Source organism: Collinsella aerofaciens (assembly GCF_028206795.1).
GTDB classification, from domain to species: domain Bacteria; phylum Actinomycetota; class Coriobacteriia; order Coriobacteriales; family Coriobacteriaceae; genus Collinsella; species Collinsella aerofaciens_AX.
Genome location: NZ_JAQLFJ010000004.1, coordinates 41,663 through 68,570, shown reverse-complemented (window position 1 = coordinate 68,570; position 26,908 = coordinate 41,663). Strand labels below are relative to the sequence as shown.

At 59.6% G+C, this 26,908-nt stretch carries 22 protein-coding genes; 11 read left to right on the top strand and 11 right to left on the bottom strand.

From position 1 onward, the window contains the following. Window positions 1-612 precede the first annotated feature (612 nt). The 5 genes from ppk1 (at window position 613) to PMX70_RS03545 (ending at window position 6,772) form a co-directional block, all read left to right on the top strand. Window positions 613-3,015, top strand: coding sequence for a polyphosphate kinase 1 (gene ppk1 / locus PMX70_RS03565; RefSeq protein ID WP_271742910.1), 2,403 nt, complete (start codon window positions 613-615; stop codon window positions 3,013-3,015). Window positions 3,016-3,113: 98 nt separating this feature from the next. After that, window positions 3,114-4,442 (top strand): 23S rRNA (uracil(1939)-C(5))-methyltransferase RlmD, encoded by a 1,329-nt coding sequence (rlmD, locus tag PMX70_RS03560; protein ID WP_271742909.1) that lies wholly within the window; start codon window positions 3,114-3,116, stop codon window positions 4,440-4,442. Window positions 4,443-4,548: 106 nt separating this feature from the next. Continuing rightward, entirely contained in the window at window positions 4,549-5,091 is a 543-nt protein-coding gene (locus PMX70_RS03555; RefSeq protein ID WP_271742908.1) for a DJ-1 family glyoxalase III, read from the top strand. After that, window positions 5,088-5,669 carry a Maf family protein gene (locus PMX70_RS03550; RefSeq protein WP_271742907.1) on the top strand — a complete coding sequence of 194 codons (582 nt, stop codon included), beginning with the start codon at window positions 5,088-5,090 and terminating at the stop codon, window positions 5,667-5,669. Before PMX70_RS03555 ends, PMX70_RS03550 begins: the two co-directional genes overlap by 4 nt. A gap of 101 nt (window positions 5,670-5,770) precedes the next feature. Then, the gene (locus PMX70_RS03545; protein WP_271742906.1) at window positions 5,771-6,772 is read left to right on the top strand and encodes a P1 family peptidase; all 1,002 of its coding nucleotides are present in this window, start codon (window positions 5,771-5,773) and stop codon (window positions 6,770-6,772) included. Window positions 6,773-7,148: 376 nt separating this feature from the next. Here the strand turns inward: PMX70_RS03545 and PMX70_RS03540 are convergent, their stop codons facing one another. Both PMX70_RS03540 and glf read right to left on the bottom strand, forming a co-directional pair. After that, window positions 7,149-8,180, bottom strand: a complete 1,032-nt coding sequence (locus PMX70_RS03540) for a glycosyltransferase family 2 protein (RefSeq protein WP_271742905.1) — start codon at window positions 8,178-8,180, stop codon at window positions 7,149-7,151. After that, window positions 8,173-9,375 carry a UDP-galactopyranose mutase gene (glf, locus tag PMX70_RS03535; protein WP_118448940.1) on the bottom strand — a complete coding sequence of 401 codons (1,203 nt, stop codon included), beginning with the start codon at window positions 9,373-9,375 and terminating at the stop codon, window positions 8,173-8,175. Before glf ends, PMX70_RS03540 begins: the two co-directional genes overlap by 8 nt. Before the next feature lie 232 nt (window positions 9,376-9,607). Here glf and pta point away from each other — a divergent pair, with 232 nt between their 5' ends. Next, window positions 9,608-10,588, top strand: coding sequence for a phosphate acetyltransferase (pta, locus tag PMX70_RS03530; RefSeq protein ID WP_089573084.1), 981 nt, complete (start codon window positions 9,608-9,610; stop codon window positions 10,586-10,588). A 353-nt stretch (window positions 10,589-10,941) separates the two neighbouring features. Here the strand turns inward: pta and PMX70_RS03525 are convergent, their stop codons facing one another. From PMX70_RS03525 to rnd, 9 genes are all read right to left on the bottom strand, one after another. Further along, a complete protein-coding gene (locus tag PMX70_RS03525; RefSeq protein WP_271742904.1) occupies window positions 10,942-12,120 on the bottom strand; it encodes an acetate/propionate family kinase in 1,179 nt (392 codons plus the stop codon). A gap of 164 nt (window positions 12,121-12,284) precedes the next feature. Beyond that, complete coding sequence (locus PMX70_RS03520; protein ID WP_117583927.1) at window positions 12,285-13,463, bottom strand: acetate/propionate family kinase; 1,179 nt, start codon at window positions 13,461-13,463, stop codon at window positions 12,285-12,287. A 120-nt stretch (window positions 13,464-13,583) separates the two neighbouring features. Continuing rightward, complete coding sequence (locus PMX70_RS03515) at window positions 13,584-14,744, bottom strand: MFS transporter (RefSeq protein WP_271742903.1); 1,161 nt, start codon at window positions 14,742-14,744, stop codon at window positions 13,584-13,586. 119 nt (window positions 14,745-14,863) lie between these two features. Continuing rightward, window positions 14,864-15,754, bottom strand: coding sequence for a LysR family transcriptional regulator (locus PMX70_RS03510; RefSeq protein ID WP_195520517.1), 891 nt, complete (start codon window positions 15,752-15,754; stop codon window positions 14,864-14,866). A 41-nt stretch (window positions 15,755-15,795) separates the two neighbouring features. After that, window positions 15,796-16,131: a histidine triad nucleotide-binding protein gene (locus tag PMX70_RS03505; RefSeq protein WP_035137921.1), complete on the bottom strand. Its 336-nt coding sequence runs from the start codon at window positions 16,129-16,131 to the stop codon at window positions 15,796-15,798. Window positions 16,132-16,180: 49 nt separating this feature from the next. Then, entirely contained in the window at window positions 16,181-16,447 is a 267-nt protein-coding gene (gene xseB / locus PMX70_RS03500; RefSeq protein ID WP_006234311.1) for an exodeoxyribonuclease VII small subunit, read from the bottom strand. A gap of 42 nt (window positions 16,448-16,489) precedes the next feature. Then, the gene (gene xseA, locus PMX70_RS03495; RefSeq protein WP_334203830.1) at window positions 16,490-17,941 is read right to left on the bottom strand and encodes an exodeoxyribonuclease VII large subunit; all 1,452 of its coding nucleotides are present in this window, start codon (window positions 17,939-17,941) and stop codon (window positions 16,490-16,492) included. Between the two features lie 115 nt (window positions 17,942-18,056). Beyond that, the gene (locus PMX70_RS03490; RefSeq protein ID WP_271742902.1) at window positions 18,057-18,761 is read right to left on the bottom strand and encodes a zinc metallopeptidase; all 705 of its coding nucleotides are present in this window, start codon (window positions 18,759-18,761) and stop codon (window positions 18,057-18,059) included. A gap of 64 nt (window positions 18,762-18,825) precedes the next feature. Continuing rightward, on the bottom strand, window positions 18,826-19,959 hold the full coding sequence (gene rnd, locus PMX70_RS03485) for a ribonuclease D (protein WP_271742901.1): 1,134 nt from the start codon (window positions 19,957-19,959) through the stop codon (window positions 18,826-18,828). A gap of 98 nt (window positions 19,960-20,057) precedes the next feature. Here rnd and PMX70_RS03480 point away from each other — a divergent pair, with 98 nt between their 5' ends. The 5 genes from PMX70_RS03480 (at window position 20,058) to PMX70_RS03460 (ending at window position 26,888) form a co-directional block, all read left to right on the top strand. Continuing rightward, the gene (locus PMX70_RS03480; protein ID WP_271742900.1) at window positions 20,058-20,975 is read left to right on the top strand and encodes a diacylglycerol/lipid kinase family protein; all 918 of its coding nucleotides are present in this window, start codon (window positions 20,058-20,060) and stop codon (window positions 20,973-20,975) included. A gap of 399 nt (window positions 20,976-21,374) precedes the next feature. After that, complete coding sequence (locus PMX70_RS03475; protein WP_271742899.1) at window positions 21,375-23,318, top strand: C69 family dipeptidase; 1,944 nt, start codon at window positions 21,375-21,377, stop codon at window positions 23,316-23,318. 400 nt (window positions 23,319-23,718) lie between these two features. After that, window positions 23,719-24,291 carry a hypothetical protein gene (locus PMX70_RS03470; RefSeq protein ID WP_271742898.1) on the top strand — a complete coding sequence of 191 codons (573 nt, stop codon included), beginning with the start codon at window positions 23,719-23,721 and terminating at the stop codon, window positions 24,289-24,291. A gap of 106 nt (window positions 24,292-24,397) precedes the next feature. Continuing rightward, window positions 24,398-26,149, top strand: coding sequence for an ABC transporter ATP-binding protein (locus tag PMX70_RS03465; protein ID WP_271742897.1), 1,752 nt, complete (start codon window positions 24,398-24,400; stop codon window positions 26,147-26,149). Then, complete coding sequence (locus PMX70_RS03460) at window positions 26,142-26,888, top strand: energy-coupling factor transporter transmembrane component T family protein (RefSeq protein ID WP_022094111.1); 747 nt, start codon at window positions 26,142-26,144, stop codon at window positions 26,886-26,888. Before PMX70_RS03465 ends, PMX70_RS03460 begins: the two co-directional genes overlap by 8 nt. Window positions 26,889-26,908 lie beyond the last annotated feature (20 nt).

Genomic DNA, 26,908 nt, shown 5'->3' with positions numbered 1-26,908 from the left:
GCAGACCTTCCTGAGCTTGCCGATCTCGGAAGGCACGTGCAGACCTTTCGTCATGGCCTCCTACCTTTCTTTCGGGCCTTTCGGCCGAATCTCTCAGCGCCCTTCCGTAACGGGCACTGCTTGCTGACAGCTCTAGTTATATCCAAATTCCACCCGCAATTCCACCTCGCCCCCGAACGGTCAACAAAGTGCGATGAACGGTATATCGCATGTGATTCCCCCATGATGTACTTCGGCGTTCTAAAGTAACTTTTCTAAGGTAAACGCTCTTTTTTCTCAAAAATCATTCGCAATTACAACTCCAATCTTTCGATTAAGAATTGCATATCTACAACGGTTTTATGTATATAAATGACGCTTGTTTACGTTTCTGCCTGTATTCGATGATATTCAGCTATCTATCATTCTTATTCACACATACTCAGCAGTTGAGTGAGGATCTAGACCGTTTTTCGCAACGCGACGGGCGTCAGCTCTATGGCTTGACAGCGTAAGAAGTAGGTTAAGATACCGTTCGCACAATACGTCCGTGCCACAAGTCGACTAAATTGAGACAATAGTGAATAGTGTTAGGCAACCGTCCCCCTGCGGGGACTGAACGGACAGATGCATATGCCGAGCAAAATCGAAAAAAAGCAAGCCGCCGCAAAGCTGCGCAAACCGCCGCGCGACTTCTCGTACACGCAGAACCGAGAGCTCAGCTGGCTGCGCTTTGATAACCGTGTGCTTGACGAAGCCTTCGACGAGACCGTTCCGCTGTTCGAGCGTCTAAAGTTCGTGTCGATTTTCGAGTCTAACCTCGACGAGTTTCTCATGGTGCGCGTGGGCGGCCTGTCCGATCTGGCGGAGCTCAAAAAACAGCCTGTCGACAACAAGAGCAATATGACCGCCTCCGAACAGGTCGATGCTGTCATGACCGAAATGCCCGGGCTCCTTACCCGATGGGAGTCCATCTTTAAGAGCATCGAGGGCAAGCTCGACACCCTAGGCGTTCACCGCGCTCGCATCGATTCGCTTACGCCCGAGGAGCGCACCTTTGTCACCCGCTACTTCCAGGCCTACGTGTCGCCGGTCATCTCGCCGCTGGTGATCGACCCGCGCCACCCCTTCCCCAACCTGCGCAACGGCGCGCTCTACCTGGCCTGCGGCTTGGACGGCGTCACCGACGAGGAAAGTCTGCTGGGCCTGATCGAAATTCCCGCCTCGATGAACCGCGTGGTCGAGATCCCCTCGCCCACCGGCACCTACTCCTACATTCTGCTCGAGGACGTCATCCTCGCCTGCCTGGACAGCTGCTTTGGCTCCTATAAGCCGCTCGACCGCGCGCTCATCCGCGTCACCCGCAACGCCGACATCGATCCGGACGGCGAGGGCGTCGAAGAGGAAGAGGACTACCGCCAGCATATGAAGCGCATCCTCAAGAAGCGCCTGCGCCTGCAGCCGGTGGTGCTCGCCGTATCGGGCTCGCTCGAGAAGGCAACGCTCAAGACTATCCGCAAGGCGCTCGAGCTCCCGCGTCGCTCGGTCTTTACCTGCGATATCCCGCTCAACCTGGGCTATGTCTTTGGCATCGAGGGCAAGATTCCCGAGCACCTGCGCAACGAGCTGCTCTTTACGCCGTTTAAGCCGCAGCCCAACCCCACCATCGATATGACCCGCTCCATCCGCGAGCAGGTACTTCAGCACGACAAGCTGCTCTTTTATCCCTATGAGGCTATGAACCCCTTCCTGGATCTGGTGCACGAGGCCGCCTACGACCCCGAGTGCATCTCACTGCGCATCACGCTCTACCGCGTGGCCAAGCAGAGCCGCCTGTGCGAGTCGCTGATCGATGCCGCCGAGAACGGCAAAGAGGTCACGGTGCTCATGGAGCTCCGCGCGCGCTTTGACGAGCAGAACAACATCGAGTGGGCCGAGCGCCTGGAAGAGGCCGGCTGCACCGTCATCTACGGCTCTGAGGGCTTTAAGTGCCACTCCAAGATCTGCCAGCTCACCTATCGCGAAGGCATGGCGCTAACGCGTCTGACGCTGCTGGGCACCGGCAACTTTAACGAGAAGACGGCCAAACTCTACAGCGACTTTATGCTCATGACCGCCCACCCCGGCATCGGCGAGGACGCCAACCTGTTCTTCCGCAACCTGTCGCTGGGCAATCTGCGCGGCGATTACCGCTTCCTGGGCGTGGCGCCGGTCGGCCTGAAGCCGCTCATCATGCGCGGTCTGGATCGCGAGATTCAGCGCGCTCTCGCTGGCGAGCCCGCCCGCGTGTTCTTTAAACTCAACTCGCTCACCGACCGCGAGGTTATCGACAAGATCGCCGAGGCATCGTGCGCTGGAGTCCGCGTGGACATGATCATCCGCGGCATCTCGTGCCTCAAGCCGGGCGTTCCTGGCAAGACCGAGAACGTGCATGTCCGTTCTATCGTCGGACGCTTTTTGGAGCATGCGCGCGTTTACGCCTTTGGCGTGGACTCGGACATGATCTATCTGAGCTCGGCCGACATGATGACACGCAACACCGAGCACCGCGTGGAGATCGCCTTCCCCGTGCTCGACCCCACCTGCCGCGCCCTGGTGCACGAGTACATGAGCATGCAGCTGCGCGACAACGTGAAGGCCCGCAGCCTCACGAGCGACGGCACCTGGGTCCCCGTGGAGCGTGCAGAGGGTGAGAAACCCTTCAACTCGCAGGAAGCCCTGCTGGAGCGTGCCTATCGCAACGCCGAGGCCGCGCCCGAGCCCGTCATTGAGGCAAAGCCCGCCCCCGCTCCTGAGCCGCAGCCGGCCACACCCAAGGTCCAAAAGGTCCAGGCGACCGTCATTGAGCCCGAGCCCGCACCTGTACCTCAGCCCGAGCCGCAGGTCTCCAAGCCCGCACCCGAGACGAGCGCCCGTCGCGATAAGCCCGCCGGCAAGACCAAGGCCATCGAGCGCCATCGCCCCGGTCGTGTGCGCATGGGCCTGGGCCTGATCGGCCTGGGTCTTAAGACGCTCATTACCGGCAAGACGAAATAGTCGTTTGTAGAAGCAGTTTGTAGAAGCGCCCCGCATTTGAGGAAAGCCTCGGATGCGGGGCGCTTTTCCCTGTTACCATGGTGCGAACAACAACACGAATGACAGGCAGGGATATGAAGCTCACTATAGAATCGATGACCTACGGCGCCGATGGGCTGGCGCACGCCGACAACGGCAAGGCCGTCTTTGTGCAGGGCGCCGTGGCAGGCGACACCGTCGAGGCCGAGGTCGTACAGGACGGCAAGTCGTTCATGCGCGCCCGCACGACCGAGATTCTGGAGCCGAGCCCCGATCGCATTCAGCCACCCTGCCCCTTCGTTGGCATCTGCGGCGGTTGTTCGTGGGGCAATCTCTCACGCACGGCACAGCTTGCCGCCAAGGAGCAAAACCTGCGCTCCACGCTCGAGCGCATCGGCAAGTTCGCTCCTGAGCAGGTCGATAAGTTGGTACAGCCCATCTGCCACACCAAGGACGACTGGGGCTACCGCAATAAAATCGAGCTCGAACCGACCGTCGTCAACGGTCGCGTGCGCCTTGGCATGCACGGTGTCGACCCCAGCAAAATCGTGACCGTCGATGCGTGCCCGCTGTTCGATAAGCGCTTCCCGAAGGCGCTCAAATCGGTCGTCGGCGCACTCAACTATCTAAGCGGCAGCCATGACTTGGGGCTCGAACGCGTGGGCATTCGCGCATCGCGCCGCACCAAGGCGCTCGAGGTCGCACTCTGGACGCCTACGGGCTCTTTTCCGCGCTCGCAGGTCTCCCGCGTGCTGGCGGACGCCGCTCATCCCACGAGCATCGTGCGCGTGATGAGCAGGGGCGAAAAGAAGGCCCGCCGTGTCTCCAAGGTCGAAATGCTCGCCGGCGAGGGCTCGTGGACCGAGAACATCGCCGAGGGCCAGATGCGCTTGTCTGCCCCGTCGTTTTTCCAAGTCAACACCAAGGGCGCCGAGATTTTGATTGATCTCGTTATGGACGCCCTCGACCCGCAAGAAGACGAGCTTGCCGTGGACCTGTACTGCGGCGCCGGAACCTTTACCCTGCCGCTCGCCCGCCGCTGCGACTTCGTCGCCGCCGTCGAGGCCTACGGCCCGGCCGTGCGCGACCTGCGCCGTAACCTGGAGATCAACAAGCTTGATAACGTCGACGTCATTGGCGGAGACGCGGTGCGCGAGTTCCCCGACCAGGATGCCGACGTCTTGGTGGTCGACCCGCCGCGCGCAGGCCTCGCCCCCGAGGCGATCGACCTTATCGCCAGCACGAGTGCTCGCGATGTCGCCTACGTGAGCTGCGACCCGGCCACCCTGGCGCGCGATCTCAAACGCTTTGTCGAAGAAGGCACCTTCTCCCCCGTCAAGATCACGCCAGTCGACCTGTTCCCGCAAACCTTCCACTGCGAGACCGTCGTCCACCTTAGGCGCAACTAGTCACTTAATCATTGCTCAGAAAAATCATTGGGAAATCGAGCGTGGCAAGCGGAGGTCTTCGGGGTATAAGACGGCTAATTGTATGCCGCCTATGAAAGGAACCCTCATGCCCAGCGTTGCCGTTCTCGCCGCCGATGGCTTTGAAACTATTGAATGCTTGACCATGGTCGATGTCATGCGTCGCGGCGGTGTGCGTGCCACGCTCGTCTCGATTATGCCCACACGTGAGGTCGTAAGCTCGCTGCAGATCCCCGTGACCTGCGATGCGCTCTTTGATGAGATCAACTTTGACGAGTACGACTGCGTCGTGCTGCCCGGCGGCTTGCCCGGTGCCACCAACCTGCGTGCCGATCAGCGCGTCTGCGACGTGGTCTGCGAGTTCGCCGCGACCAAGCACGTTGCCGCCATCTGCGCCGCCCCGTTTATCCTGGGCGAGCTCGACCTACTCGAGGGGCGCCACGCCACGTGCTTCCCTGGCTTTGAGAAAAGCTTCCCCGAAGGCGCCTATACCGGCGAGAAGGTTACGCAAGACGGCAACATCATCACCGCCAGCGGCATGGCCCAGTCGCTCCCCTTTGCGCTTGAGCTGCTGCGCGCTCTCGCCGGCGACAAGGCCGTCGAGAAGGTCGCCGAGGGCATTCAGCTATGATTTTGGCTTCACAATCACCGCGCCGCATCGAGTTGATGCGCGAGGCGGGCTATGACATTCGCGTGATTCCCGCAGATATCGACGAAACGCCTTTTGATGGCGAAGCTCCGCTTACACTCGTCGAGCGCTTGGCGCGTGCCAAAGCCGCCGCCGTTGCCGCCGAGCATGCCGAGCCCAACGAACTGACCGTCGCGGCCGATACTATTGTCACCTTTGACGGCCAAATTATGGGCAAGCCGGCAGACGGGGACGAGGCGCGCACCATGCTCCGCGAGCTTTCGGGCCGCACGCATCAGGTCGCAACCGGCGTCTGCATCGTTAGAGCCGGAGACGCCACAGCCCCGCACGCCGCCGAGAGCCTGTCGTTTGTCGATGTGACCGACGTGACGTTCTATGAGCTCACCGACGAGCAGATCGAGCGCTACGTCGCCTCAGGCGAGCCCATGGACAAGGCCGGCGCCTACGGCATCCAGGGCGTCGGCGGGCGCATGCTCGTGCATAATATTTCGGGCGACTTCTACAACGTGGTGGGCCTGCCCATCGCTCGCGTCGCACGCGCGATTCAAAAACTATCGTAATTGCATCTGGCGCTGGGTATCCCCCAGCGCCTACAATTTCGGCGTACCGTACGGATCCCGACCGGGCATAAGGCCCGGCGGAAAACCGATAGGAGTAAAACATGGATACACTGCTTGAGGCCATTGACGTTTGCGATGTCGATGGCTTTTGCTTTGGAAACTACACGGACGAGGAGGCCGGCACCGGTTGCACCGTAATCGTGGCACCCGAGGGCGCCACCGGCGGCGTTGACGTTCGCGGCGGTGCCCCGGCATCGCGCGAAACCGACCTGTTGCGACCCGAAAACACCGTCGACAAGGTCCACGCTGTCTGCCTTTCGGGCGGATCGGCCTTTGGCCTGGAGGCCGCAAGCGGCGTCGCTCGCGAGCTTGAGAGCCGCGGCATCGGCCTTCCCGTCGGCCCCACGCAGGTGCCTATCGTGTGCTCCAGCTGCATCTTTGACCTCGCTTTTGGCGACCCCACCGTGCGCCCCGACATCGAAGCCGGCATCGCCGCCGTACGTGAGGCGCTCGACAACACCCCCACCACGCTCGAGCAGGGTAATGTGGGTGCCGGCACGGGTGCTACCGTAGGAAAGCTCATGGGCCCCGCCACCTGCATGAAGGCCGGCCTTGGCGCTGCCGCCGTGGCACTCGGCCCTGTTAAGGTGGGTGCCGTGGTTTCGGTCAACGCCTGCGGCAACGTCGTCGACCCCTTCACCGGCGAGTGGATCGCTGGTATGCGCGCTGCAGCAGATAGCGACCAAATCGTCGACATGGAGCTCGCAGCCTTTGCCGCCGCCGGCTCCATGCAAATGCCGCTCGACCGCACCAACACCGCCATCAGCTGCATCGTCACCAACGTTGAGCTCACCAAGGCTCAGGCCACCAAGGTGTCCCAAATGGCCGCAGACGCCTATGCGCACGCCATCCGCCCCACGCACACCACCAACGACGGCGACACCATCTACACCCTCGCCAGCGGCAAACTAGACGCTCAGACAAGCGCCACCGTTCCCCTAGACCTGCTGGGCATGCTCGCCGTAAGGGCCCTACAGACCGCCATCGTAAACGGAGCCAAAACCGCCAAAACCTCCCACGGCATCCCCGGCGCCGCGAAGTAATCTCACTCGTCCGTCGGTCGGAGGCGGGCGGGCATTACGTTTGCTGCTCTACAGTCCTATGCAAAACGAAGGCCACATTAAGTGGCCTTCTTTGCATGCGGAACTCGCGACAAACGTAATGCCCGCCCGCCTCCGACCGACTTCCAACCTTATTCTTTTCAGCTCAGGCCCCTGTGTACCGCGCGTCTAAGGTCTTCAAATTCAACTAACCTGACAATCGATTCTTATAGCAGAGGCCCCTTGGCCGTTAGTTTGATACAAGTTCCGCACGAGCCGGAAAGCACTTAATGTGCTTTCCGTGCGAGCAGGACTGTTCGCAGTAGCAAACTAAAGGCCAAGGGGCCCAGTCAACCTAACAGCAGCGATTACTCGGCAGTTAGTTGAATTTGAAGATCTTTGAGGCAAGACGGTATAGGCCGAGTGTGGTTTTGTCTCCGGCACGACCGCGGAGGTTAGTGAAGAACCCGACCACGCCGTAGCGAGCGCGACGATACATGCGCTCGTCGTACTCCTTCAGGTCCTTCCACAGCGTCTTCAGGCGCTCATCGGCACAATCTTCCTCGGAAAGCTTGGTGAGCACCGAGCAAATCGCCATCATCATGGTGAAGTAGCCCATCATGTACGAACGCAGACGCGAGGACTCAACGTCCTGGTACAGGTGGAACGATTCCATCATGATGCGCGTTACGTGGAACTGCTGACCCAGGCGCTTGACCATCGTGGCCTCATTGACGCTCTGGCCCTCGCGACCGATAAAGTAGCGATAGAGGTCGATGTCGGCGTAGTACATGGTCTTGCAGCGCGGCAGCGGCACGTATGCGTAGATATTATCCACGTAGAACGTGTGTGCCGGCATAGGCAGATTGGACTCACGCAGCACATCGGTGCGATAGCACAGGCTGTGCATAAGCAGGTTCTGATCGGGACGGAAGTGTCCGATCTGGTCCCAAGAGAAAATCTTTTTGCGCGGCAGGGCAAACTTGTAGCCAATAGCGGTATGCGTGCCCTCGTAAACCTTCTCGTACACGTAGTTCGAGATAAACAGGTCGACGCGCTGGTCGCGCTCCTCAAAGCCACGCAGAATCGACAGCATGGTCGAAAGCGCCGCACCGTCGAGCCAGTCGTCCGAGTCAACGACCTTATAGTACGTACCATGCGCCTCACGCAGGCCCGAGAGGACGGCGATACCGTGGCCGCCATTCTCCTGGTGCACCGCGCGGATGATTCCAGGATAACGGGCCTCCCACTCGTCGGCCTTGGCGGCCGTCTCGTCCTTGGAGCCGTCGTCCACCACGATAATCTCGATATCGGTGGCGTAATTGCTCCCCTCCAAGATGGAGGTGATGCAATGGTCCATATCCTTGGCGGCGTTATACGAGGGAATACCGAATGTTATGACTTTATGCATGGCAGGCGATAATCTCATCCGAAAGATCGAGGGCAGAATTGGTCACGGCGTCCATATCGTAGTAACGATACTCGGCCAGACGACCCACTGGGTGGAAGTTCGTCAGGTTCTGAACGCGCTCAAGATAGCGCTCGTAGAGCTCACGGTTCTCGGGCTCCAGGATGGCGTAGTACGGCGTCTCGCCCGAGCCGGGCGTATATGCCTTGGAGTACTCCTTCATGATGGTGGTCTTGCCGGGCAAAACCTGACCGGTCATGTTCTTGAACTCGGTGATGCGCGTATAGTCCTCGCTCGTGGTGTAGTTGACGGTGCCCACGGGCTGGAACTGGTCCATATCGAGCGTCTCGAACTTCATATCGAGCGTGCGGTACGGCAGAGCGCCCAGGTCGAGGTTGAACAGCTCGTCGAGTGGACCGGTGTAGACGATCTCGCCACCATAGACCTTGCCGTCGATCTTGACGGTGGTCTCGTCGATTTCAAAGAGGTCACGGGCGTCTACGTCACAGAATACGTCGATCAGATCGTGATCGAGCATATGCTCGAACAGCGCGGTATAGCCGTCCTGCGGCATGCCCTGGAAAGGAGCCTGCGGGAAGTAGCGATCGTCATCGCCCACAAAGACGGGAACGCGGCCGGTGATCGAGGGGTCGATCTGGTCGGGCGTCTGGCCCCACTGCTTCATGGTGTAATGCAAAAAGACATTCTCGTAGACATAATCGGCGACCTCGGCAAGATCCGGGTCGTTCTTCTTGCGCAGCTCCATAATGGGCACCTTGACGTCCTTGCCAAAAGTCTCCACGAGCTTTTGGTACAGCTCCTCGCCGCGCTCATCGCCAAAGGCGAGCTTGAGGCTCGCGTGGTTAAAGGGCACGGGCATAAGGGTGCCGTTGATGTTGGCGAGCACCTTGTGCTGGTAGTCCGTCCACTTGGTAAAGCGCGACAGGAAGTTATGGACGCGCTCGTTAAAAGTGTGATAGATGTGCGGACCGTACTCGTGGACCAGGATTCCGGCCTCGTCAGCGCAGTCGTAGGCATTACCCGCGATGTGGCCGCGACGCTCCAAAACGGCAACACGATAGCCGATAGTTTCGGCAAGACGGCGGGCGCAAACGGCACCGGCATAACCGGCGCCGACAACGATCATGTCATACGCACCGGCATTAAAGCCTTCAGGCAGGCCTGAGGTAATCTGCATCGATACTCCTTGTCAAAAGCCACACGCTTTTTAACTGGGCTTTTTCTCGAACATACGTCGAGACATATTTATCAGAGCGATTATAGCGCTAATGCGTCCTATAATGAGCTTGCCACACAAGGAAAGCTCAAGCACCGCGGCGTACATAATTGTAAGGTAAACCCGCTAGCAGCGGGTTTATTCGTGTACAGCCGAGGGCCTGGAGCTTAGCGAAACGCTTGTAAGGAGTATCATGAGCGATTTCCTAAACCGTATGAAGTCTGCCGCCAAGGCCGACCTTAAGACCATCGTCCTGCCCGAGGGCGAGGATCCGCGTACCATCGTCGCGGCAAACAAAATCATCGAGGAGGGCCTGGCCAACATCGTCATCCTGGGCGATCCCAACGAGATCAACGTCCCCGGCGCCACCGTCATCGATCCGCGCAACGCCGAGAAGCACGAGGAGTACGCGCAGAAGTTTGCCGAGCTCCGCGCCAAGAAGGGCGTTACCATCGAACAGGCTCGCGCCCAGGTGATGGACGCCACCTACTTTGGCACCATGATGGTCAAGATGGGCGACGCCGACGGCCTGGTCTCCGGTGCCTGTCACTCCACCGCCGACACCCTGCGCCCCGCGCTGCAGATCCTCAAGACCGCTCCGGGCACCAAGCTGGTCTCGGCCTTCTTCGTGATGTGCACCGACACCCCGCAGTTCGGTACCGACGGCACGCTGATCTTCGCCGACTGCGGCCTCAATATCAACCCGTCCTCCGACGAGCTCTCCGAGATCGCCATCGCCTCGGCCCACTCCTGGTCCACCTTCATGGGCAATGTTGAGCCGCACGTGGCCATGCTCTCCTACTCCACCATGGGCTCCGCCGGTGGCGAGGTCGCCAAGAAGGTCCAGGAGGCCGTGAAGTTCTGCAAGGAGAAGGCTCCCGAGCTCGCCATCGACGGCGACCTGCAGCTCGATGCCGCTATCGTCCCCACCGTCGCCCAGCTCAAGGCTCCCGGCTCCTCCGTCGCCGGTAAGGCCAACGTGCTCGTGTTCCCCGACCTCGAGGCAGGCAACATCGGCTACAAGCTGGTCCAGCGCTTCGCTGGCGCTGACGCCTACGGCCCCATCCTGCAGGGCATCGCCAAGCCGGTCAACGACCTGTCGCGCGGCTGCTCTGCCGACGACATCGTGGGTGTCGTGGCCATCACCGCCGTCCAGGCTCAGATGGCTGAGTAGCAGACATATCCCCGCCGAAGGCAGCGCAGGTTAACCCCTGAAAACGTCCTCGACCAATGAAACGCCCCCGTTCTGCTCCTTCGGAGCTACGAACGGGGGCGTTTCTGGTCTGCGGAGTGTTTTCAGGGGTTAACCTGCGCTGCCTTCTACCGTCACGTGGCATTCAGGGCATCTGGAGTGGACGGCGGCTTGGCTACGAGCTGGAGCTGAGGATCTGAATGGTCGGGTTCCGTTGCTGGAAGTGCAGGCGTTGCCGGCGATGGTCACTTTGGGACTGGAATTTCCGCCTGCTAGCAAAAAGGCCTCCGGAGCTGTTGCTCTGGAGGCCTTTCGTTTACTTGCAAATGCGCGCGTTAGTTGTTCTTGGTCAGACGCTCAACGTCGTGGGCGATCATGTATTCCTCGTCGGTGGGGATGACCATGACCGTGACGGCGGAACCGGCGGCGCTGATGACCTGTGGGCCGTTGCCCACGGCCTCGCGGTTCTTGTTGTTGTCGATGCGCACGCCCAGCCACTCAAAGCAGTCGCAGAAGGCCTTGCGGATCGACCAGTCGTTCTCGCCAATGCCGGCGGTAAAGGTAATGGTGTCCACGCCCGCCATGGAAGCGATCATGGAGCCGGCCTGCTGCATGGCCTTGTAGGCGAACATATCGAAGGCGAGCAGGCAGCGCTCGTCGCCCTCGGAGGCGCGTGTACGGATGTCGCGGGCGTCGTTGGAGATGCCCGAGATGGCAAGCAGACCAGACTGCTTGTTCATCATGTCATCGACTTCCTGATAGCTGTAGCCGCCCTCGCGCTGGAGGTAGCACACGGTGGCAGGATCAATGGAACCACAGCGAGTGCCCATCATCAGGCCGTCGAGCGGCGTGAGGCCCATCGTGGTGTCGCGGCACACGCCGTCCTCGATAGCAGCGAGCGAAGCACCGTTACCCAAATGGCACGAAAGCAGACGGTGGCAGCGCGAACCCAGGATCTCCTTGGCCATCACCCACTCATAGCGGTGGCTCGTGCCGTGGGCGCCGTACTTGCGCACGTGGTACTTGTCGCACACGTCCTTGGGCAGCGCGTAGGTATAGGCGACCTCGGGCATGGTCATGTGGAACGAGGTATCGAAGACGGCGACGTTGGGCAGCTCCGGATACTTCTCGCGGCAATACTCGATTGCTGCGGCCTCGCCGTAGTTGTGCAGCGGAGCAAGCGGTGCCACCTCAAGAATCTTGGCCATAACCTCGTCGTCGACAACTGCGGAATCATCGAAGTGCCAGCCGCCCTGAACGATACGATGGCCAATGCCATCAATCGTAAAGTCGGTCTTCTCGAGCTCCTCGAGCACGCGAGCGATAGCAGAGCGATGATCGGGGAAAGGGACCTCCTCGGTCTGCTTGGCGCCACCGTTCTCGGAGTGGCCAAAGATGCCCATGTCCGAACCGATACGTTCGCAGTTGCCCTTGGCGAAAACCTCGCGGGAATCGGTATCCAAAAGCTGATATTTAAGGCTTGAGCTACCGGCGTTGACAACAAGTACGTTCATGAGACTCCTTTGCAGTGCGATACGGTCGGCGCAGACCCCTTAAGGCGGCCGCATGTTAATAAGAAGTTATCACAACTTAATAAATAACTATCAGGCATATCGCCCAACGAGCACAAAAGAGGGGCCGAACGGCGCTCGGTCGTCCAGCCCCTCCCCTTTTGCAATTACTTGCCGTTGACGATGCGCTCGACGTCGGAAGCGATCATGAACTCCTCGTCCGTGGGGATAACGAAAATCTTAACCTTGGAATCCTTGGCAGACAGGCACCAAGCGCCGTCACCACGCAGGGCGTTGCGGGCATGATCCATCTTGACGCCCATAAAGGCCAGACGGTCGGCAACGCCGGCGCGGACGGCCGGAGCGTGCTCGCCGATGCCGGCGGTAAAGACCAGGGTGTCCATACCGCACATAGAAGTGGCCATCTCGGCAGCCTTGGCGGCAATCTTGTAGACAAACATGTCGAAGGCGAGCTGAGCCTCGGGGTCGCCAGCGGCAGCGAGCTCCTCGACGTTGCGGCAGTCGTTGGTCTTGCCGCCGGTCACAGCCAAAAGGCCGGACTTCTTGTTCATCATCTCGTCGACCTCGTCGAAGGTGTAGCCGCCCTCGCGCTGCAGGTAGCACACGGTAGCCGGGTCGATGGAGCCGCAGCGGGTGCCCATCATGACGCCGTCGAGCGGCGTCAAGCCCATGGTGGTGTCCATGCACTTGCCGTCCTCGATGGCGCACAGGGAAGCGCCGGAGCCGATATGGCACACGACGACCTTGCGGGCCCCGCCGTTGGTCATCTCGGCGACCTTCTTGGAGATGTAGCGGTAGCTGGTGCCGTGGGCGCCGTACTTACGGATGTGCAGCTTGTCGCAAACATCCTTGGGCAGAGCGTAAGTCTTGGCGACCTCGGGCATGTTGAAGTGGAAAGCGGTGTCATAGACCGTGACGTTGGGCAGGTCGGGATACTGCTCCAGGCAGTACTCGATAACGTTGGCCTCGGGGTTATTGTGCAGCGGGGCGAGCGGAGCGACCTCGCGGATCTTGGCGAGGACGTCCTCGTCGACGAGGGAGGAATCACCGAAGTACCAACCGCCCTGAACGATACGGTGGCCGATACCCTCGATCTTGACGCCGTTGGCCTCAAGGTCCTTCAGGACGACCTCGATGGCGACCTTGTGGTCGGGGAACTCGATGTTCTCGGTCACCTTCTTGGAGCCGTTGGCAGCGTGGGTGAAGGTGCCGCCGGTAAAGCAGACGCGCTCGCAGGAGCCCTTTGCGGACACCTTGTGGGACTTGGTATCGATGACCTGATACTTAAGGGTCGAAGATCCTGCGTTGACGACCAGAACGTTCATGTGTCTCCCTACTAACAGGCGGTGTGGCGCCGCCAGGTTACATACGCTTCAATAATAAACCCAAACGCCCTCGCGCTCGGGTTTATTGCGTTGATATATAAGTTATCGGTGCCCAAATACTCATGGCCTTTGACTTGTAAGACGAAATAGCGCGGGGATATACACCAGGGAAGAAATCCCGAGCGCAACAAGCAATACGACTCGAATGCCCGCAACGCTACTCAGCACAGAGTTGAGCAGATAGAAAAGAACAGCACCCACCGCCACCATCTGGCTTTGAACCGAAATCAGTGAACAGCGCATCGATGAATCGACAGCATTTTGAAAAATTGAGTATTTAATTGGAGCAAATAACGAGTAGGCGACCGTCTGCAACACATAGAACACGGGCAGCAAATAGACCGGAGTAAAGGGAATCAAAAATAGAGCAGTCAGGGAAAGGCGCACGATGCCGCAAATACGCGCAAAACGGCCCTTGTCGACATGAGCAATCACACTGGGCACAATAAGCCCCATGGAGGCCGAGGCAAGGAGCTGGACCGCAATGATCACACCCGAAGCGACGGCATTCATTCCGCGACCCGCAAGCAACAGTGAGAAAAAGTCTTCCAGGGCGACAAAAGCAAATGCTTGAGAACAGTCCATGATGAACGCTGACCGAAGAATGCCATTACCCGCAATAGCAGCACCGATCATCTTCGGGCTAATCCCATGCTCAGGTGTCACCGCGGTGCCCTCTCTTCTCACCTCAGGAATACAGACAACGACAACCAATGTCAGCACCATTGCGATGATATCGACCGAAAGCCCAATGAGATACGCGCCAGCGGACGAAATGAAACCGCCCACACAAGCGGAGAGGGCATAAGACACATAGAAGATGAATCGCTCAACGACATTAAGTCTTACGAGCTGGTCCTGAGAGACGCTGTCAATGTAAATCGCTTCTATGGATCCGCTCATACATGCAACGGCAAAACCTTTGAGAGCAAACGCGCCGATTAAAAGCAGAGGAGAACGGACGAGAAGCAGGGCGACATAGTATCCAAGCATCCCCACGACGCCAACGAGACCACTTGTCTTTCGTCCAAACCTATCGGCAATATAGCCAGTGGGAACTTCAAGGATGAACTTGCTCACTTGATATGCAATCATCATGCTAGAAATCGCCACCATCGAGAATCCGACGAATTCAAGGTAAACCGTCAGAAAATACAAAATGGTGCTGAAGTTCGACAGAAAAACAAACGTCATATAAAGCAAAACCGTACGGTTTTTCATGCTCCGCCCTCCAAGAGTCAACAATCTAAATCGGAATCTTGGAAAAGCATGAGGGCAAAGCCGTCAGTCATGTGTTACAAGGCGTCAACATTCACTTGACGACACGAGGCCAAATGGCCTCACGAAGCAAGATGACGCAATAGGTGAAGAAATACCGTCTGGTGTCGATCGGTCCAGGCATTTTGTCGATAGCAAAAGTAGATGGGCAAGGCTACGTCATGCGAACCTTCAATAGAGTACTCGCTCACTTCCGACCCATCTGATGCGAGAGAAGAGCCAGAAAAACCCAATATCAATCCCCCGGCTTGAAGAAACTCAGCCTGCGCTCTGTTTCCGTATTCGACGTCGCGGAAGCGGAAATTAACCAGCTGAGCTTCGGGGCATTGATTGATCGCATTGAGACAGGGCGACAAATTAATGGGAACAGCTAACCTGCCGCCCAGTAACTCACGAACGGTCATAGCACCCACAGATTGATGACCCGCTGGGCACGAAAGAACCTTGAGCTCCTTTTCACCCAAGTATTTCGAAGAAAGGACACTGTCCCTTGGTTCCTCAAATGAGATGGCCGCATCCGAAATGCCAAGCACAAGTGATTCAAAGCATGTAGCCGTTGGCTGATGCCACACATCAAGGTGAATCTGAGGGTGCGAGCTTTCAAACGAGTCGTACCAGTTTTCGGAAAAAAGACGCCCCCGCCCGTGAAGACAGGGGACGTAAAGACGAAAGTGGCCGTCGGGCGAAACGCCTCCGTTCCCCGATTGGGTGTACTTTTTGAGATCGTCGACTTGTGCCAGGATCACGCGTGCACGACGCGCAAATTCTCTGCCCGCCGGAGACAAAACAGCCTCCCCCGCCGATCGATTGAGCAAAACGATCTGATACTCAGACTCCAGTTTCTTAATTGCCGACGAGACAGCCTGTGGGCTCACGTGAACGGCGCGAGCCGCTTTGCGCACGCCGCCGTAGTTCGCTACCGCTTGAAGGTATTCGAGTTGAGAAAACTGCATAGGTTACTCCAAAGGCAGCCAAGGCGACGGGCCGTGCGTCCTCAGATGAGGTTCTCGCCCAGGTTCTTGCCGCCGAGGACGTGCATGTGGAAGTGCATGACGGTCTGACCGGCGTTGACGCCCTTGTTGGAGATGACGCGGAAACCGTCCTCCAGACCCTTGGCCTTGGCGACCTCCTGGATGGCGTGGGCCATGGCGCCCATGGTCTCGGCAGGTACGTTATCGGCGATGTCACTGTAGTGCTTCTTGGGGATCACGAGCGTGTGGACCGGCGCCTGGGGATTGAGGTCGTCGAACGCGATGACCTGGTCATCCTCGTAGACGACGGTCGAGGGGATCTCGTGGTTGGCAATTTTGCAGAAGATGCAATCACACATGGTTGGTTCCTTTCTCACAGACCAAGGTAATTATATTTGGTCGGGATGGTTAGAACGAAAGGTTGTCGTCGGTGTTGGCGGCTTCGCCGTCGGCGAGCACGTCGTTGCCGTCGACGTCCTTCAGGAGCACCGAGACCTTCTGCTCGGCATCGGACAAGCGGGTACGCAGGCTCTTGAGGAGCTCGACGCCGCGGGTATAGCTCTCAAGCGACTCCTCGAGCTCCATATCGCCCGACTCCAAGCTGCGAATGATGAGCTCCAACTCCTGCGAAGCCTGCTTGTACGTAAGCTGCTCGACCGGGGTCTTCTCTGCCATAGCTGTTTCCTTTCCCAAAGGTTTATCACTGTAAAACGCGGTCTATTCGACCGTATTGACCGTTGCTGCCACGTTGCCGTCTGCCATGCGCACGCGAATGGCGTCGCCCGGCTTAAAGGTCTTGGCACTTGTAGCCACGCCGTCAACGCTGTACGCGATGGAATAGCCGCGGGCAAGCACCTTGAGCGGCGACAGGGCATCGAGCGAAGCCGCTGCACGGCCCAGGTCGGACGCTGGCTTGTTGAGCATCGTGCGCCCCTGATGCTCCAGGCGGGAGCTTGCGAGCGTGAGCGCATGGCGCTTACCATCGAGTCCTGAGGTGCTTGCGATCAAGCGCTCGGGCAGACGCTCAAAGTTGGAGCGGAATGCCCCAACCGAACGCGTTATGGCGCCGGACAAACGATCGGCCGTCAGGGCAAGCTCAGACTCGCGACGCTCAACCATAAACGTTGGGTCGTTGAGGCACGGGCGGCACGCAGCCGCATCGAGCGCATCGCCCAAGCGAGCCGTATAGGTATCCCAGGCACGGCGACCGCGCTGATCGAGCATCTCCAGGTCGACCTGGGCCGACCCAATCATCGATGCCATCGCGGCACCCAGACGCTGATAGCGCGCCTCGAGCACATCGGCCAACTCCGTCATAGCCGGCGCCACCGATTCGGCCGCCGCCGTAGGCGTGGAGGCGCGACGGTCGCTCACCATGTCGCAGATCGAGGTATCGGGCTCATGGCCAATGCCCGTCACCACAGGCACGGGACAGGCTGCCACCGCACGGGCAAGCTCCTCGTCGTTAAAGGTCATGAGGTCCTCGAAGGAACCGCCGCCACGCACGAGCAAAATGCAATCGGGCGCCGGCGTAATGGCAGCGGCGCGGCGCAAGCCTTCAATAAGCTCTGTCGGCGCACCCTCGCCCTGGACCTTTGCGCCCACGCAGACAAGCTCGACGAGCGGGTTGCGACGGCGCAATGTGCGCTTAACGTCGTCGATTACGGCACCCGAAAGCGAGGTGACGACCGCCACACGCGAGCAAAACACCGGAATGCGGCGCTTGCGTGCTTCGTCCATCAGGCCCTCGCGACGCAGCTTTTCGGCCAACTGAGCCACCTGCTGACGCAGCAAGCCCTCCCCCGCCAGCGAGAACGAGCGGGCGACGAAGCTCATGCGGCCCGTGGCCTTATAGAGATTGAAGCTGCCCTTAAAGCTCACCTGCATACCGTCGCGCAGATCGAAGGTACGCTTGAGATAGGCGCCCTTCCAGATGATGCAGTCGACGGCGGCCGAGTCGTCTTTAATCTGGAAGTAGCAGTGGCCGCTTCGGGCGTTGGGACCACGGAAACCCGTGACCTCGCCCAGGACACTCAGCTGCGGAATGGCATCGAGCGCACCAGCGGCGATCTCCACCGCCTGGCTCACGCTGAGCTCCTTGCGCTCCTGCTCATCCGAACCGTCAAACTCGGCGGAAACGGCATTGCCGGTTAGATTCCAGCCTGCCACGCAGCCTCCTTTCGTCATCGTGCACAAGGGCTTCGGCCCTGCGCAAATTCAAGTCCAACACATAGTACAGCGCCGCGGGGACACGAATCCCCGCGGCGCCCAGCGACCCAATTTGTTATCGGTTGGAGTTTCTGTTGTAGCGAGCCATAAGATAGAGCAGCTGAATAATCGAGGTGAGAGCTGCAGCAACATAGGTAAGTGCGGCTGCCGTCAGCACCTTCTTGGCGCCGTTGACCTGCTTGGAACTCATACCCGACTGCTCGATGTACGCCACAGCACGTCGGCTGGCGTCAATCTCGACCGGCAGCGTAACCAACTGGAACAGCACGCTAAACGAGAAGAAGATCAACGCGAGGGTTGTGAGCCCGGCAATGTTCATAAACAGGCCCAAGAGCAACACGATGGTCCAGGTGTTCTGGGTAAAGTTGATGACCGGGACCAGGGCGGTGCGCACCTTCATCATGGCGTAGCCGCTTTGACGCTGGGCGGCATGGCCCGCCTCATGGCAGGCCACGGCAACGCTTGCGACCGATCCGCCCGAACGGTTGGCATCAGAGAGGTACAGGTTGTTGTCCTGCGGGTTGTAATGGTCGGTGAGCTCGCCAGCGACACCCTTGATACCCACGGCATTGCAACCGTTGGCGTCAAGCATGCGGCGCGCGACCGTGGCGCCCGTGTCACCGTCCGAGCGAACCTTGGACCAGGTTTTGTACGTCGAGTTGATATAGTTCTGTGCGGCAAGGCCAAGCACCGTGCAGACAAGAACAACCAGCAGGTACAGCGGGTCGATGCCAAAGCCGTATCCATAGTAATAAGGCATGCGAATTCCTCCGAATCGAGTTACACGTTGGAGGCATTCTACCCACTCAAGCGGCTAGGCTTCCTTACAGCAATTCGATTTTTCCGTCCTTCACCGTCAACCCCATATTGCCGGAAAGCAGATCGTCCAGGCGCGAGCCCACAAGCTCAAAGCGCCAGCCTTCGCGCAAGGGGCTCTGCTCGGGATGCTCAATATAGTCGGCCAGGTCATCGCGCGAGGCAATGACCGAAGTCGCCACGCCCGAGCGCTCGGCAACCAGGCGGATGAGCGCGTACATCAGGTCCGTCACGCTCTCCAACTCCGGCGAAATCTGACGGTGCCCGCGCACCATGAGCGGCAGGCGATCGTGCGGGCAGCTCGCGCCGCGCTTGATGGCCATGAGCGCACCGTCCACGTCGCGCTCCCCCAACTGATCGGTACCGCGGATGCTACGGAACTCCTCAACGCGCACGGGATTGCGCTTAACGAGCGCAAGCAGCGTGTCGTCGGACATGACCCACTTGCGCGGGATGTTACGGCGCTCGGCGCGGTCCTCGCGCCAGGCGGCGAGCTCGCGCGCGATGCCCAACTGGTGACGGCTGCACGAATTGATGCGTTTGACCTTGCGGAACGCCTCGTGGCGATCGGCGCGATAGTGCGACTCGTCAGCCAGCGGGCGCAGCTCGTCGAGCACCCAGTCCACACGGCCCAGCTCGCGCAGGCGGCTCATCATCTCGGTATAGGCGACGATCAGGTACTTGACGTCATCGATCGCATACTCAATCTGCTTATCGGTCAGCGGGCGGCGCGACCAGTCGGTCAGCGACTCGGTCTTGGGCAGCGATACGCCGCAGAACGTCTGAACAAGCGCGCCATACGAAATCTGCTGGCGCTCGCCCAAAAAGGCGGCGGCGACCTGCGTATCGAAAATCGGTCGTGGCAGCACGCCCACGGTATGGAGCATGACCTCCATATCCTGCGAGCACGCGTGGAAGACCTTGGTCACGCTCTCGTCGGCCATAAGCTCGGCCAGCGGCGATAGGTCGTCGATTACCAGGGGATCGACCGCGACGCTCTCGGCAGGGGTGGCAATCTGAACCAAACACAGACGCGGGTGGAATGTGCGCTCGCGCAAAAACTCGGTATCGACGGCAATCGCGTCGAACTCACGGGCGCGCTGGCAAAAGGCGAGTAGAGCCTGATGTGTGGAAATGTACATATCAACCCATCGAATAAGGTTAGGCCCGAAAAACACGGGTAGGATATCGGCATTGCCTTACAACTATACTCGGTTAGTCACAGAACGGGAACGTAAGTATGCGCTGCCTTATCATCCACAACCCGGCATCGGGCCCCAGCTCAGATGAAATCTACGCATTCACGCACGCCCTCGCGCAGGGCGGCGACGAGGTCGTGATGCGTTTTATCGGCGATGGCATGGAGCCCGAGGATGCCGTGGCAGACGTGCGCGAGTTTGATCGCGTGGTCGTTTCGGGCGGCGACGGCACCGTCTCCAACGTGCTCGACCAGATGCGCGGGTGCGGTGTCCCCACGCTCGTCTTCCCCTCCGGCACAGCCTGTCTATTCTTTAACAACATCGGTAATGCCCCCGAGGCAGCGGCGCTCGCCAAGGCCTGCCGTGCCGGTCGCACGGTCAAAGTCGACATGGGTGAGCTCTTTTGGCTCGACGAGAACGGCAACGAGAAGCGCCACGGCTTTATCATCATCGCCGGCTCGGGCTTCGACGCCGAGATCATGATGAAGGCCGCCCCCACCAAAAACGACATCGGCGAGATCGCTTACTTCCTCTCCGCGCTCGCCACGCCCAATCCCACGGTGGCGCACTTTACGATTGAGCATGACGGCATTGTCGAGGAGCTCGACGGCATCTGCTGCATGGCCGGCAACACCTCGGTCATCCAAAACGACATCAACCTGTTCCCCGACTGCCGTATGAACGATGGCATGGTCGACATTGCGGTCATCGAACCCGTGCGCACTGTGCAGCTGCTGCCTACCGTGATCACCGCTGCGCTTGACCCCGCCGGCAAGGTACTCGGGCGCCCGCAGTTCAAGATCATCCAGACCAAGGAAGCCAAGATCACCTGCACCCCGTCGCTGGGCATGCAGTTCGATGGCGAAATTATCTCCAGCAATTCGGGCGTCTTTGGAGCCCGCGCGCTTCCACAATGCCTCGACCTCATCGTCGACGAATTCTCCCCGCTCAGAAAATAGGAGGACCCTATGAACGACAATCCCCTGCTCGGCTTTATCATCATCGTTTTGGCCATGCTCGTCGGCTATGCGATCAACGTGATCCACCGCCGGAAGAAGTAGCCACCGCTCTTTCACAGCACGCGCAAACCCGGACCCCTCATCGGCATGACACAACGTGGCGGCGAGGGGTCCATCATTTTTTGCGACACTTTACTTAGCTACATCATTTGCTGGCGATATGCAGATTGAATTACCTAGTAAATGAGTACATTTAACCGTTCATCGCATTTTTCACTACGCTTATCGAGTAAAAATCTTTCATAAATGTATATTGTTTCGAATTCGTTACGCTTGGGGAGAGTATTTATTGGCTGAAGCCCTCTGGAGACAGAGGGCTTTCGCACGCTGGGAGGGAACATGAGTAAAACTCATCCCGTCAACGCGCTCAAGAAGCTTGGTATAGGCCTTGCATTTGGAGCTGCAACCATCATGTCCATGCCGACCTCTGCACTCGCTTGCACGCAGGTCTACATGGGCAAAAACCTTACGGCCGACGGCAACACGTACTACGGCCGTTCCGAGGACTATGGCCCGCGCTATCTTAAGCACTTTGGCATTGAGCCCTCTCACGGCCCGGGGCATACGTACAGCTCGGACGAGTCTTCGTTCATGTACACCTCGACCAAGACCACGTATCGCTACACCTATGTACGCGACCATCCCTCCCAGTGGGACAACCGCTGGGATGCCTACTCTGAAGCAGGCATCAACGAGAAGGGCGTATCCTGCTCCGCCACGCTAAGCACCAGTATGAATGCAGATGCCGAGACAGCAGACCCCCTGACTAACACCGGCATCGGCGAGTACAACTACGCCAGCGTCATCCTGGGCGAGAGCGCCACGGCCCGCGAGGGCGTCGAGCTCCTCGGCAGCCTGATTGACGAGCAGGGCGTCTGCTCCAACGACCAGATCATCATCGCCGACAACAACGAGACCTGGCTGTTTGCCGCGCTTTCCGGTCACCAGTGGATCGGCATGAAGCTCGCCGACGACGTCGCCTCGATCAACCCCAACATCGGCAACCTCAACTACGATGTCGACCTCAACGACCCCGAGAACTGCCTGCACTCCGAGGGCATCGAGTCCATGCCTAAGGAGAAGGGCTTTGCCGAGTACACCGACGGCAAGTTCGACGTCGCCGCAACCTATGGCGAGACCATTCAGAATTCCGGTATGCACCAGTGGACCCGCTACGTCCAGGGCCGTAACTACTTTGGCAACGAGCTCCAGGAGGGCACCGACTACGAGATCGTCAAGGACGAGCGCGAAGAGGCTCGCGCCACGACCGGCGCCTTGGTCCACGAGATGCAGCCGCTGTTCTTCCAGCCCGGAAAGACAGACTGGACTACCTTTGAGATGATTCGCTCTCTCGGTAACCGTGGCGAGAATACCCCGGGCCTTAACGCCAACACTGACGGTGCCTATGCCATCGGCACCGAGCGCAACACCGAGATTCACGTCTTCCAGGTTCGCAACGGTCTTGATCCCCAGGTTGCAACAATCCAGTGGGAAATGCTCTCCCGCGCCGCGTACTCCGTCGCCATCCCCTTCTACTCCGCACTGCTCACCGAGGTTAGCCCGTATTTCAGCGACCAGACCGTCTCCTTCGACCACTGCAAAGAGACGGACGTCGTGTACAACGAGGAGCCCGAGAACTCAATCAACTACGTCCTCATGGACATCAGCTCGCTCTGCTTTGAGAACCCTGACACCCTTGGTATCAGTGTCCGTGCCTACCTCGATGCGCTCCAGAACGAGCTCATCGAGCAGAACAAGGAAGTTGACGCCGCCATGCTGGCCGAGACGACCCCCGAGGGCCGCACTGCCCTGGCCAACAAGGCCGGCAAGGCTGCTACCGAGAACACCTACGTCAAGTGCAAGGCCCTGCTCCAGGAGATGCGCGCCTATCAGAAGGCCGAAAACTTCGACCAGCCCTTCACCCCGAGCGACCTGAACACCGAGACCAACGGCCTCAAGGTGTCCATCACCTACGCCAAGGACGCTCTTGTCACCGACCCGGTAACCCCGGATCAGCCTGGCACCCCCGAGCAGCCTGGTACTCCTGAGCAGCCCGGTACCCCCGAGCAGCCCGCTAAGCCCGAGCAGCCCACCACCAAGCCCGAGAAGCCTGGCAAGTCGGACACCACGACCACGGTAACCACCAACAAGACGAACACCAAGGGCGGCCTGCCCACCACCGGTGATCGTTTTGATGGCCGCGTGGTGGCTGCATTCGCCATCGCTGGCGTTGCCGTCATCTCCGCGGGCGGTTACTTCCTCTACCGTCGCAATAAGGAGTAACGTCTTAGCTGAGCGGGCAAGGCAGCAATGGCGGCCTCGCCCGCTTAACCCGCCTTTTTGACCGACGGGAAACCCACCTGAAATCTTTTTAAAAAAGATTTCCCCGCACACACTTCGCTGTGCTATAGTGCAGCGCAACAGCAACTAGGTGCGACCGCGCCACGGCATCACGAAAGGAGCCACCAACATGAAGAACACGATGAAGTCTCTCAACAACTGGTGGTGGCGTGATGCGAATACGATCGGTCGACAGTGAGTCCCTCACGCCTGTTTTTGCGCTCTAGGTGATTGGAAGGCCTCCGGTTTCGACCGGGGGCCTTTTTCTATCTCGAGCCCGATCGCATTCGCATCACGCGCCTCCGCTTTTCTCTTGCAATCCCCTTCCGAAAGGATTTTCACCATGTCTCAGAACACCACCGCCACCCAGCCCCGCACCGTCCAGACCGCCGACCGTGGCAAACTCGATGTCCGCGCCCTCGTCCTGCTCGCCATCCTGCTCGCCGCCGGCTTCATCCTCAACTTCACCGTCGGCAAGGCAATCTCGGGCATCTCGGGCGGCATGATCAGCCCCGAGTTCATCATCTCGGCCTTCTGCCTCACCATCCTGGTCGTTCGCCCCAACATCGGCCAGGCGCTCGTCATTGGCCTCATCTCGGCTGCCGTGATCCAGATCACCACCACTTCGCCGTTCGTCGATTTTGCCGCCGAGGGCATCGCCGCCATGCTCATGGCCGGCATCGTCAACGCCGCCGGCAAGGACGGTCAGGTCAAGCCCGCCATCGCCATTGTCGCAACCTTCCTGACCACCTTTGTCTCCGGCGCCATCTTCATGGTCATCAAGATGGCCATGCTCGGCGTGGTCGGCGAGCTCGCCGCCGCCATGTTGCCCGTCGTCGCCATGACCGCCGTCTTTAACGCCATTCTGGTCGGCGCCCTCTACCTACCCATCCAGAAGGCCCTGAAGCTCAACTAACCCACAGTGCCCCATCGGTAAAGACTGTCCCAAACAACTAGCTCTTGGGGACGTTCTTAAACGACTAGTCATTAAAGAACGTCCCCGATGACTATGAAAGGTATCCATGGAAACGATCATCAACGTCGACGATGTCTCGTTCTCCTATGGCACGCAGACCGAGCAGGCGCTCAGCCACATCTCGCTCAGCGTGAACAAGGGAGATTTCATCGGCATCATCGGGCCTTCGGGCGCCGGCAAGTCCACGCTTGCCGCCTGCCTGTCGGGTGCCGTGCCCCACCACTACACCGGCACGTTCTTTGGGTCCGTCATGGTTGACGGCCACGACACCTGCGAAGCCTCGCTCACCGACGTGTCGCAATTCGTCGGCAGCGTGCTGCAGGATATCGACACGCAGATGGTCGCCTCGGTCGTCGAGGACGAGATGCTCTTTGGCCTCGAGAACTTTGGCGTTCCCCACGACCAGATCGAGCAGCGCGTGAGCGAAACGCTCGAGACCGTCGGCATCAGCGACCTGCGCGACCGCGAGATCGCCACCCTCTCGGGCGGACAGAAGCAAAAGGTAGCCATCGCCGCCATCCTAGCCATGCGTCCGCGCGTCTTGGTTCTCGACGAGCCCACCGCGGCACTCGACCCCGCCAGCTCCACGTTGGTCTTCGAGACGCTGCGTGAGGCAAACCGCACACTTGGAATCACCATCGTCGTCGTTGAGCAAAAGGTCGCCCTGCTCTCGGAGTACTGCAACCGCGTGCTCGTGCTCAACCATGGCGAAATCGCGCTGCAGGGCGAACCACACGAGGTCTTCGCGCATACCGACGAGCTCCGTGCCATCGGCGTCGACTGCCCTCGCGTCACGCGTATCTTCAATAGCCTCGAGGCCGATGGCCTGGTAAGCGGTACCCCTTGCTTGGATGTCGATGAGGCCGAGCGCCTGATTTCGGGCATCGTCGACCCCGCACACGCGGCCAGCGAAGCCCGGGCGCCCGCCGGCTCACCGCACGCACCGTCGTTGCGCCCTCATGCCAAGGACGCCGAACCCGTACTCACCTTCGACCATGTTGAGTTTGCCTATCCCAATGGCGGCGCCGCCGTACACGACCTCAACCTGACGCTCTATCCCGGCGAGCTCGTGGGCATCGTCGGCCAAAACGGTGCCGGCAAGACCACGCTCACCAAGCTGCTCACAGGCCTGCTCAAGCCCGCCTCGGGCAGCGTGCGCGTCACGGGACTGGATACCGCGGCCGTTCCCACGAGCCGCATCGCCCGCGAAGTCGCAACGCTCTTCCAAAACCCCGACCGCCAGATCTGCAAGGATACCGTACTCGACGAGGTCGCTTTTGGCCTGGAGCTTGCCGGCATCGACCGTGCCGAGGCTCTGCGTCGTGCTCAACTCGTTATCGACCGCTTTGGCCTGCCTGCCGATGAGGCACCTTTCTCACTTTCGCGCGGCCAGCGACAAATGGTGGCGCTTGCCTCCGTCGTAGTGGTTGAGCCCAAGATCGTCGTGCTCGACGAGCCCACGAGCGGCCTTGATTACCGCGAGTGCATGACCGTCATGGAAACGGTGCGCACCATGGCCGAGCGCGGCTGCGCCGTTATCATGGTCTGCCACGATATGGAAGTTGTTTCCGACTTTGCTGAGCGTATCGTAGTAATGGCCGAAGGTCGCATCCTCGACCGCGGCCGCACGCACGAGCTATTCTCGAATATCGATCTCATGCGGCGTGCCTACGTGGAGCCTCCCCAGGTTATTGAACTCTCGCGCCGTCTGGCATCTTCCGTCTCGCCCGCTTTTGCGCAGGTGAGCGAGGTCACCGATGTCGTTCGCATTACCAAGGAGATGGTCCGCCGTGGTTAACGTCATCGACTACATGCCGGGCGATACGCTGCTGCATCGCCTGAACCCCGTCGTCAAACTGGGCCTCGCCGCCGCCATCATCGTCGGCATCTTCTTGTCCGACACCTACGTGGCGCTGCTGGGCTTTTTGGCACTCACCCTTGCGCTGGGTGCCTATGCCGGTGTCGTCGACCGTCTGTTCTCGCTGCTCAAGTTGCTGATTCCGCTCGCGCTTATCATGCTGGTGCTCCAGCTGGCCTTTATGCGCGATGGCAACGTTGTGTGGGGCTTTATCACCGACACGGGCCTCATCACAGGATCGAAGGCCTGTCTGCGCCTGCTGGGTGTGGCGTTACCGCTCATCCTCATGCTCATGGTGACCAAGCTCAACGACCTTGCCAACGCCTGCGTCGAGGTGCTGCACGTACCGTATCGCTATGCCTTCACCTTTACCACGGCGCTGCGCTTTGTGCCGGTGTTTGGTCAGGAGATGAACGCCATCATGGAAGCGCAGACCGCGCGCGGCGTCGAGTACGACACCAAGAACCCTATCAAGAAGCTTAAGCTCATGCTGCCACTGTGTGTGCCGCTGCTCATCTCGAGCGTGGGCAAGACCGATGCCACGGCCTTGGCGGCAGAACAGCGCGGCTTCTATCTGCGCACGCGCGCCAGCTCGTACAAGCGCTACCCCATCAAGGGCCTGGACATCGCCGTACTCATCGTCAGCATCGCCCTCATCGCCATCGGCTTCCTGTTCTAGTTCGCCACCGACAGCAACCG

Bases quoted from the DNA above. Each gene is read 5' to 3' on its own strand.
- PMX70_RS03555 (WP_271742908.1), top strand. From the start codon at position 4,549: ATGCCCAGCGTTGCCGTTCTCGCCGCCGATGGCTTTGAAACTATTGAA.
- PMX70_RS03520 (WP_117583927.1), bottom strand. From the start codon at position 13,463: ATGAACGTTCTGGTCGTCAACGCAGGATCTTCGACCCTTAAGTATCAG.
- PMX70_RS03470 (WP_271742898.1), top strand. From the start codon at position 23,719: ATGTCTCAGAACACCACCGCCACCCAGCCCCGCACCGTCCAGACCGCC.
- PMX70_RS03510 (WP_195520517.1), bottom strand. From the start codon at position 15,754: ATGCAGTTTTCTCAACTCGAATACCTTCAAGCGGTAGCGAACTACGGC.
- PMX70_RS03525 (WP_271742904.1), bottom strand. From the start codon at position 12,120: ATGAACGTACTTGTTGTCAACGCCGGTAGCTCAAGCCTTAAATATCAG.
- rlmD (WP_271742909.1), top strand. From the start codon at position 3,114: ATGACAGGCAGGGATATGAAGCTCACTATAGAATCGATGACCTACGGC.
- PMX70_RS03515 (WP_271742903.1), bottom strand. From the start codon at position 14,744: ATGAAAAACCGTACGGTTTTGCTTTATATGACGTTTGTTTTTCTGTCG.
- pta (WP_089573084.1), top strand. From the start codon at position 9,608: ATGAGCGATTTCCTAAACCGTATGAAGTCTGCCGCCAAGGCCGACCTT.
- PMX70_RS03545 (WP_271742906.1), top strand. From the start codon at position 5,771: ATGGATACACTGCTTGAGGCCATTGACGTTTGCGATGTCGATGGCTTT.
- glf (WP_118448940.1), bottom strand. From the start codon at position 9,375: ATGCAGATTACCTCAGGCCTGCCTGAAGGCTTTAATGCCGGTGCGTAT.
- PMX70_RS03550 (WP_271742907.1), top strand. From the start codon at position 5,088: ATGATTTTGGCTTCACAATCACCGCGCCGCATCGAGTTGATGCGCGAG.
- PMX70_RS03465 (WP_271742897.1), top strand. From the start codon at position 24,398: ATGGAAACGATCATCAACGTCGACGATGTCTCGTTCTCCTATGGCACG.
- ppk1 (WP_271742910.1), top strand. From the start codon at position 613: ATGCCGAGCAAAATCGAAAAAAAGCAAGCCGCCGCAAAGCTGCGCAAA.
- PMX70_RS03480 (WP_271742900.1), top strand. From the start codon at position 20,058: ATGCGCTGCCTTATCATCCACAACCCGGCATCGGGCCCCAGCTCAGAT.
- rnd (WP_271742901.1), bottom strand. From the start codon at position 19,959: ATGTACATTTCCACACATCAGGCTCTACTCGCCTTTTGCCAGCGCGCC.
- PMX70_RS03475 (WP_271742899.1), top strand. From the start codon at position 21,375: ATGAGTAAAACTCATCCCGTCAACGCGCTCAAGAAGCTTGGTATAGGC.
- PMX70_RS03505 (WP_035137921.1), bottom strand. From the start codon at position 16,131: ATGTGTGATTGCATCTTCTGCAAAATTGCCAACCACGAGATCCCCTCG.
- xseB (WP_006234311.1), bottom strand. From the start codon at position 16,447: ATGGCAGAGAAGACCCCGGTCGAGCAGCTTACGTACAAGCAGGCTTCG.
- PMX70_RS03490 (WP_271742902.1), bottom strand. From the start codon at position 18,761: ATGCCTTATTACTATGGATACGGCTTTGGCATCGACCCGCTGTACCTG.
- PMX70_RS03540 (WP_271742905.1), bottom strand. From the start codon at position 8,180: ATGCATAAAGTCATAACATTCGGTATTCCCTCGTATAACGCCGCCAAG.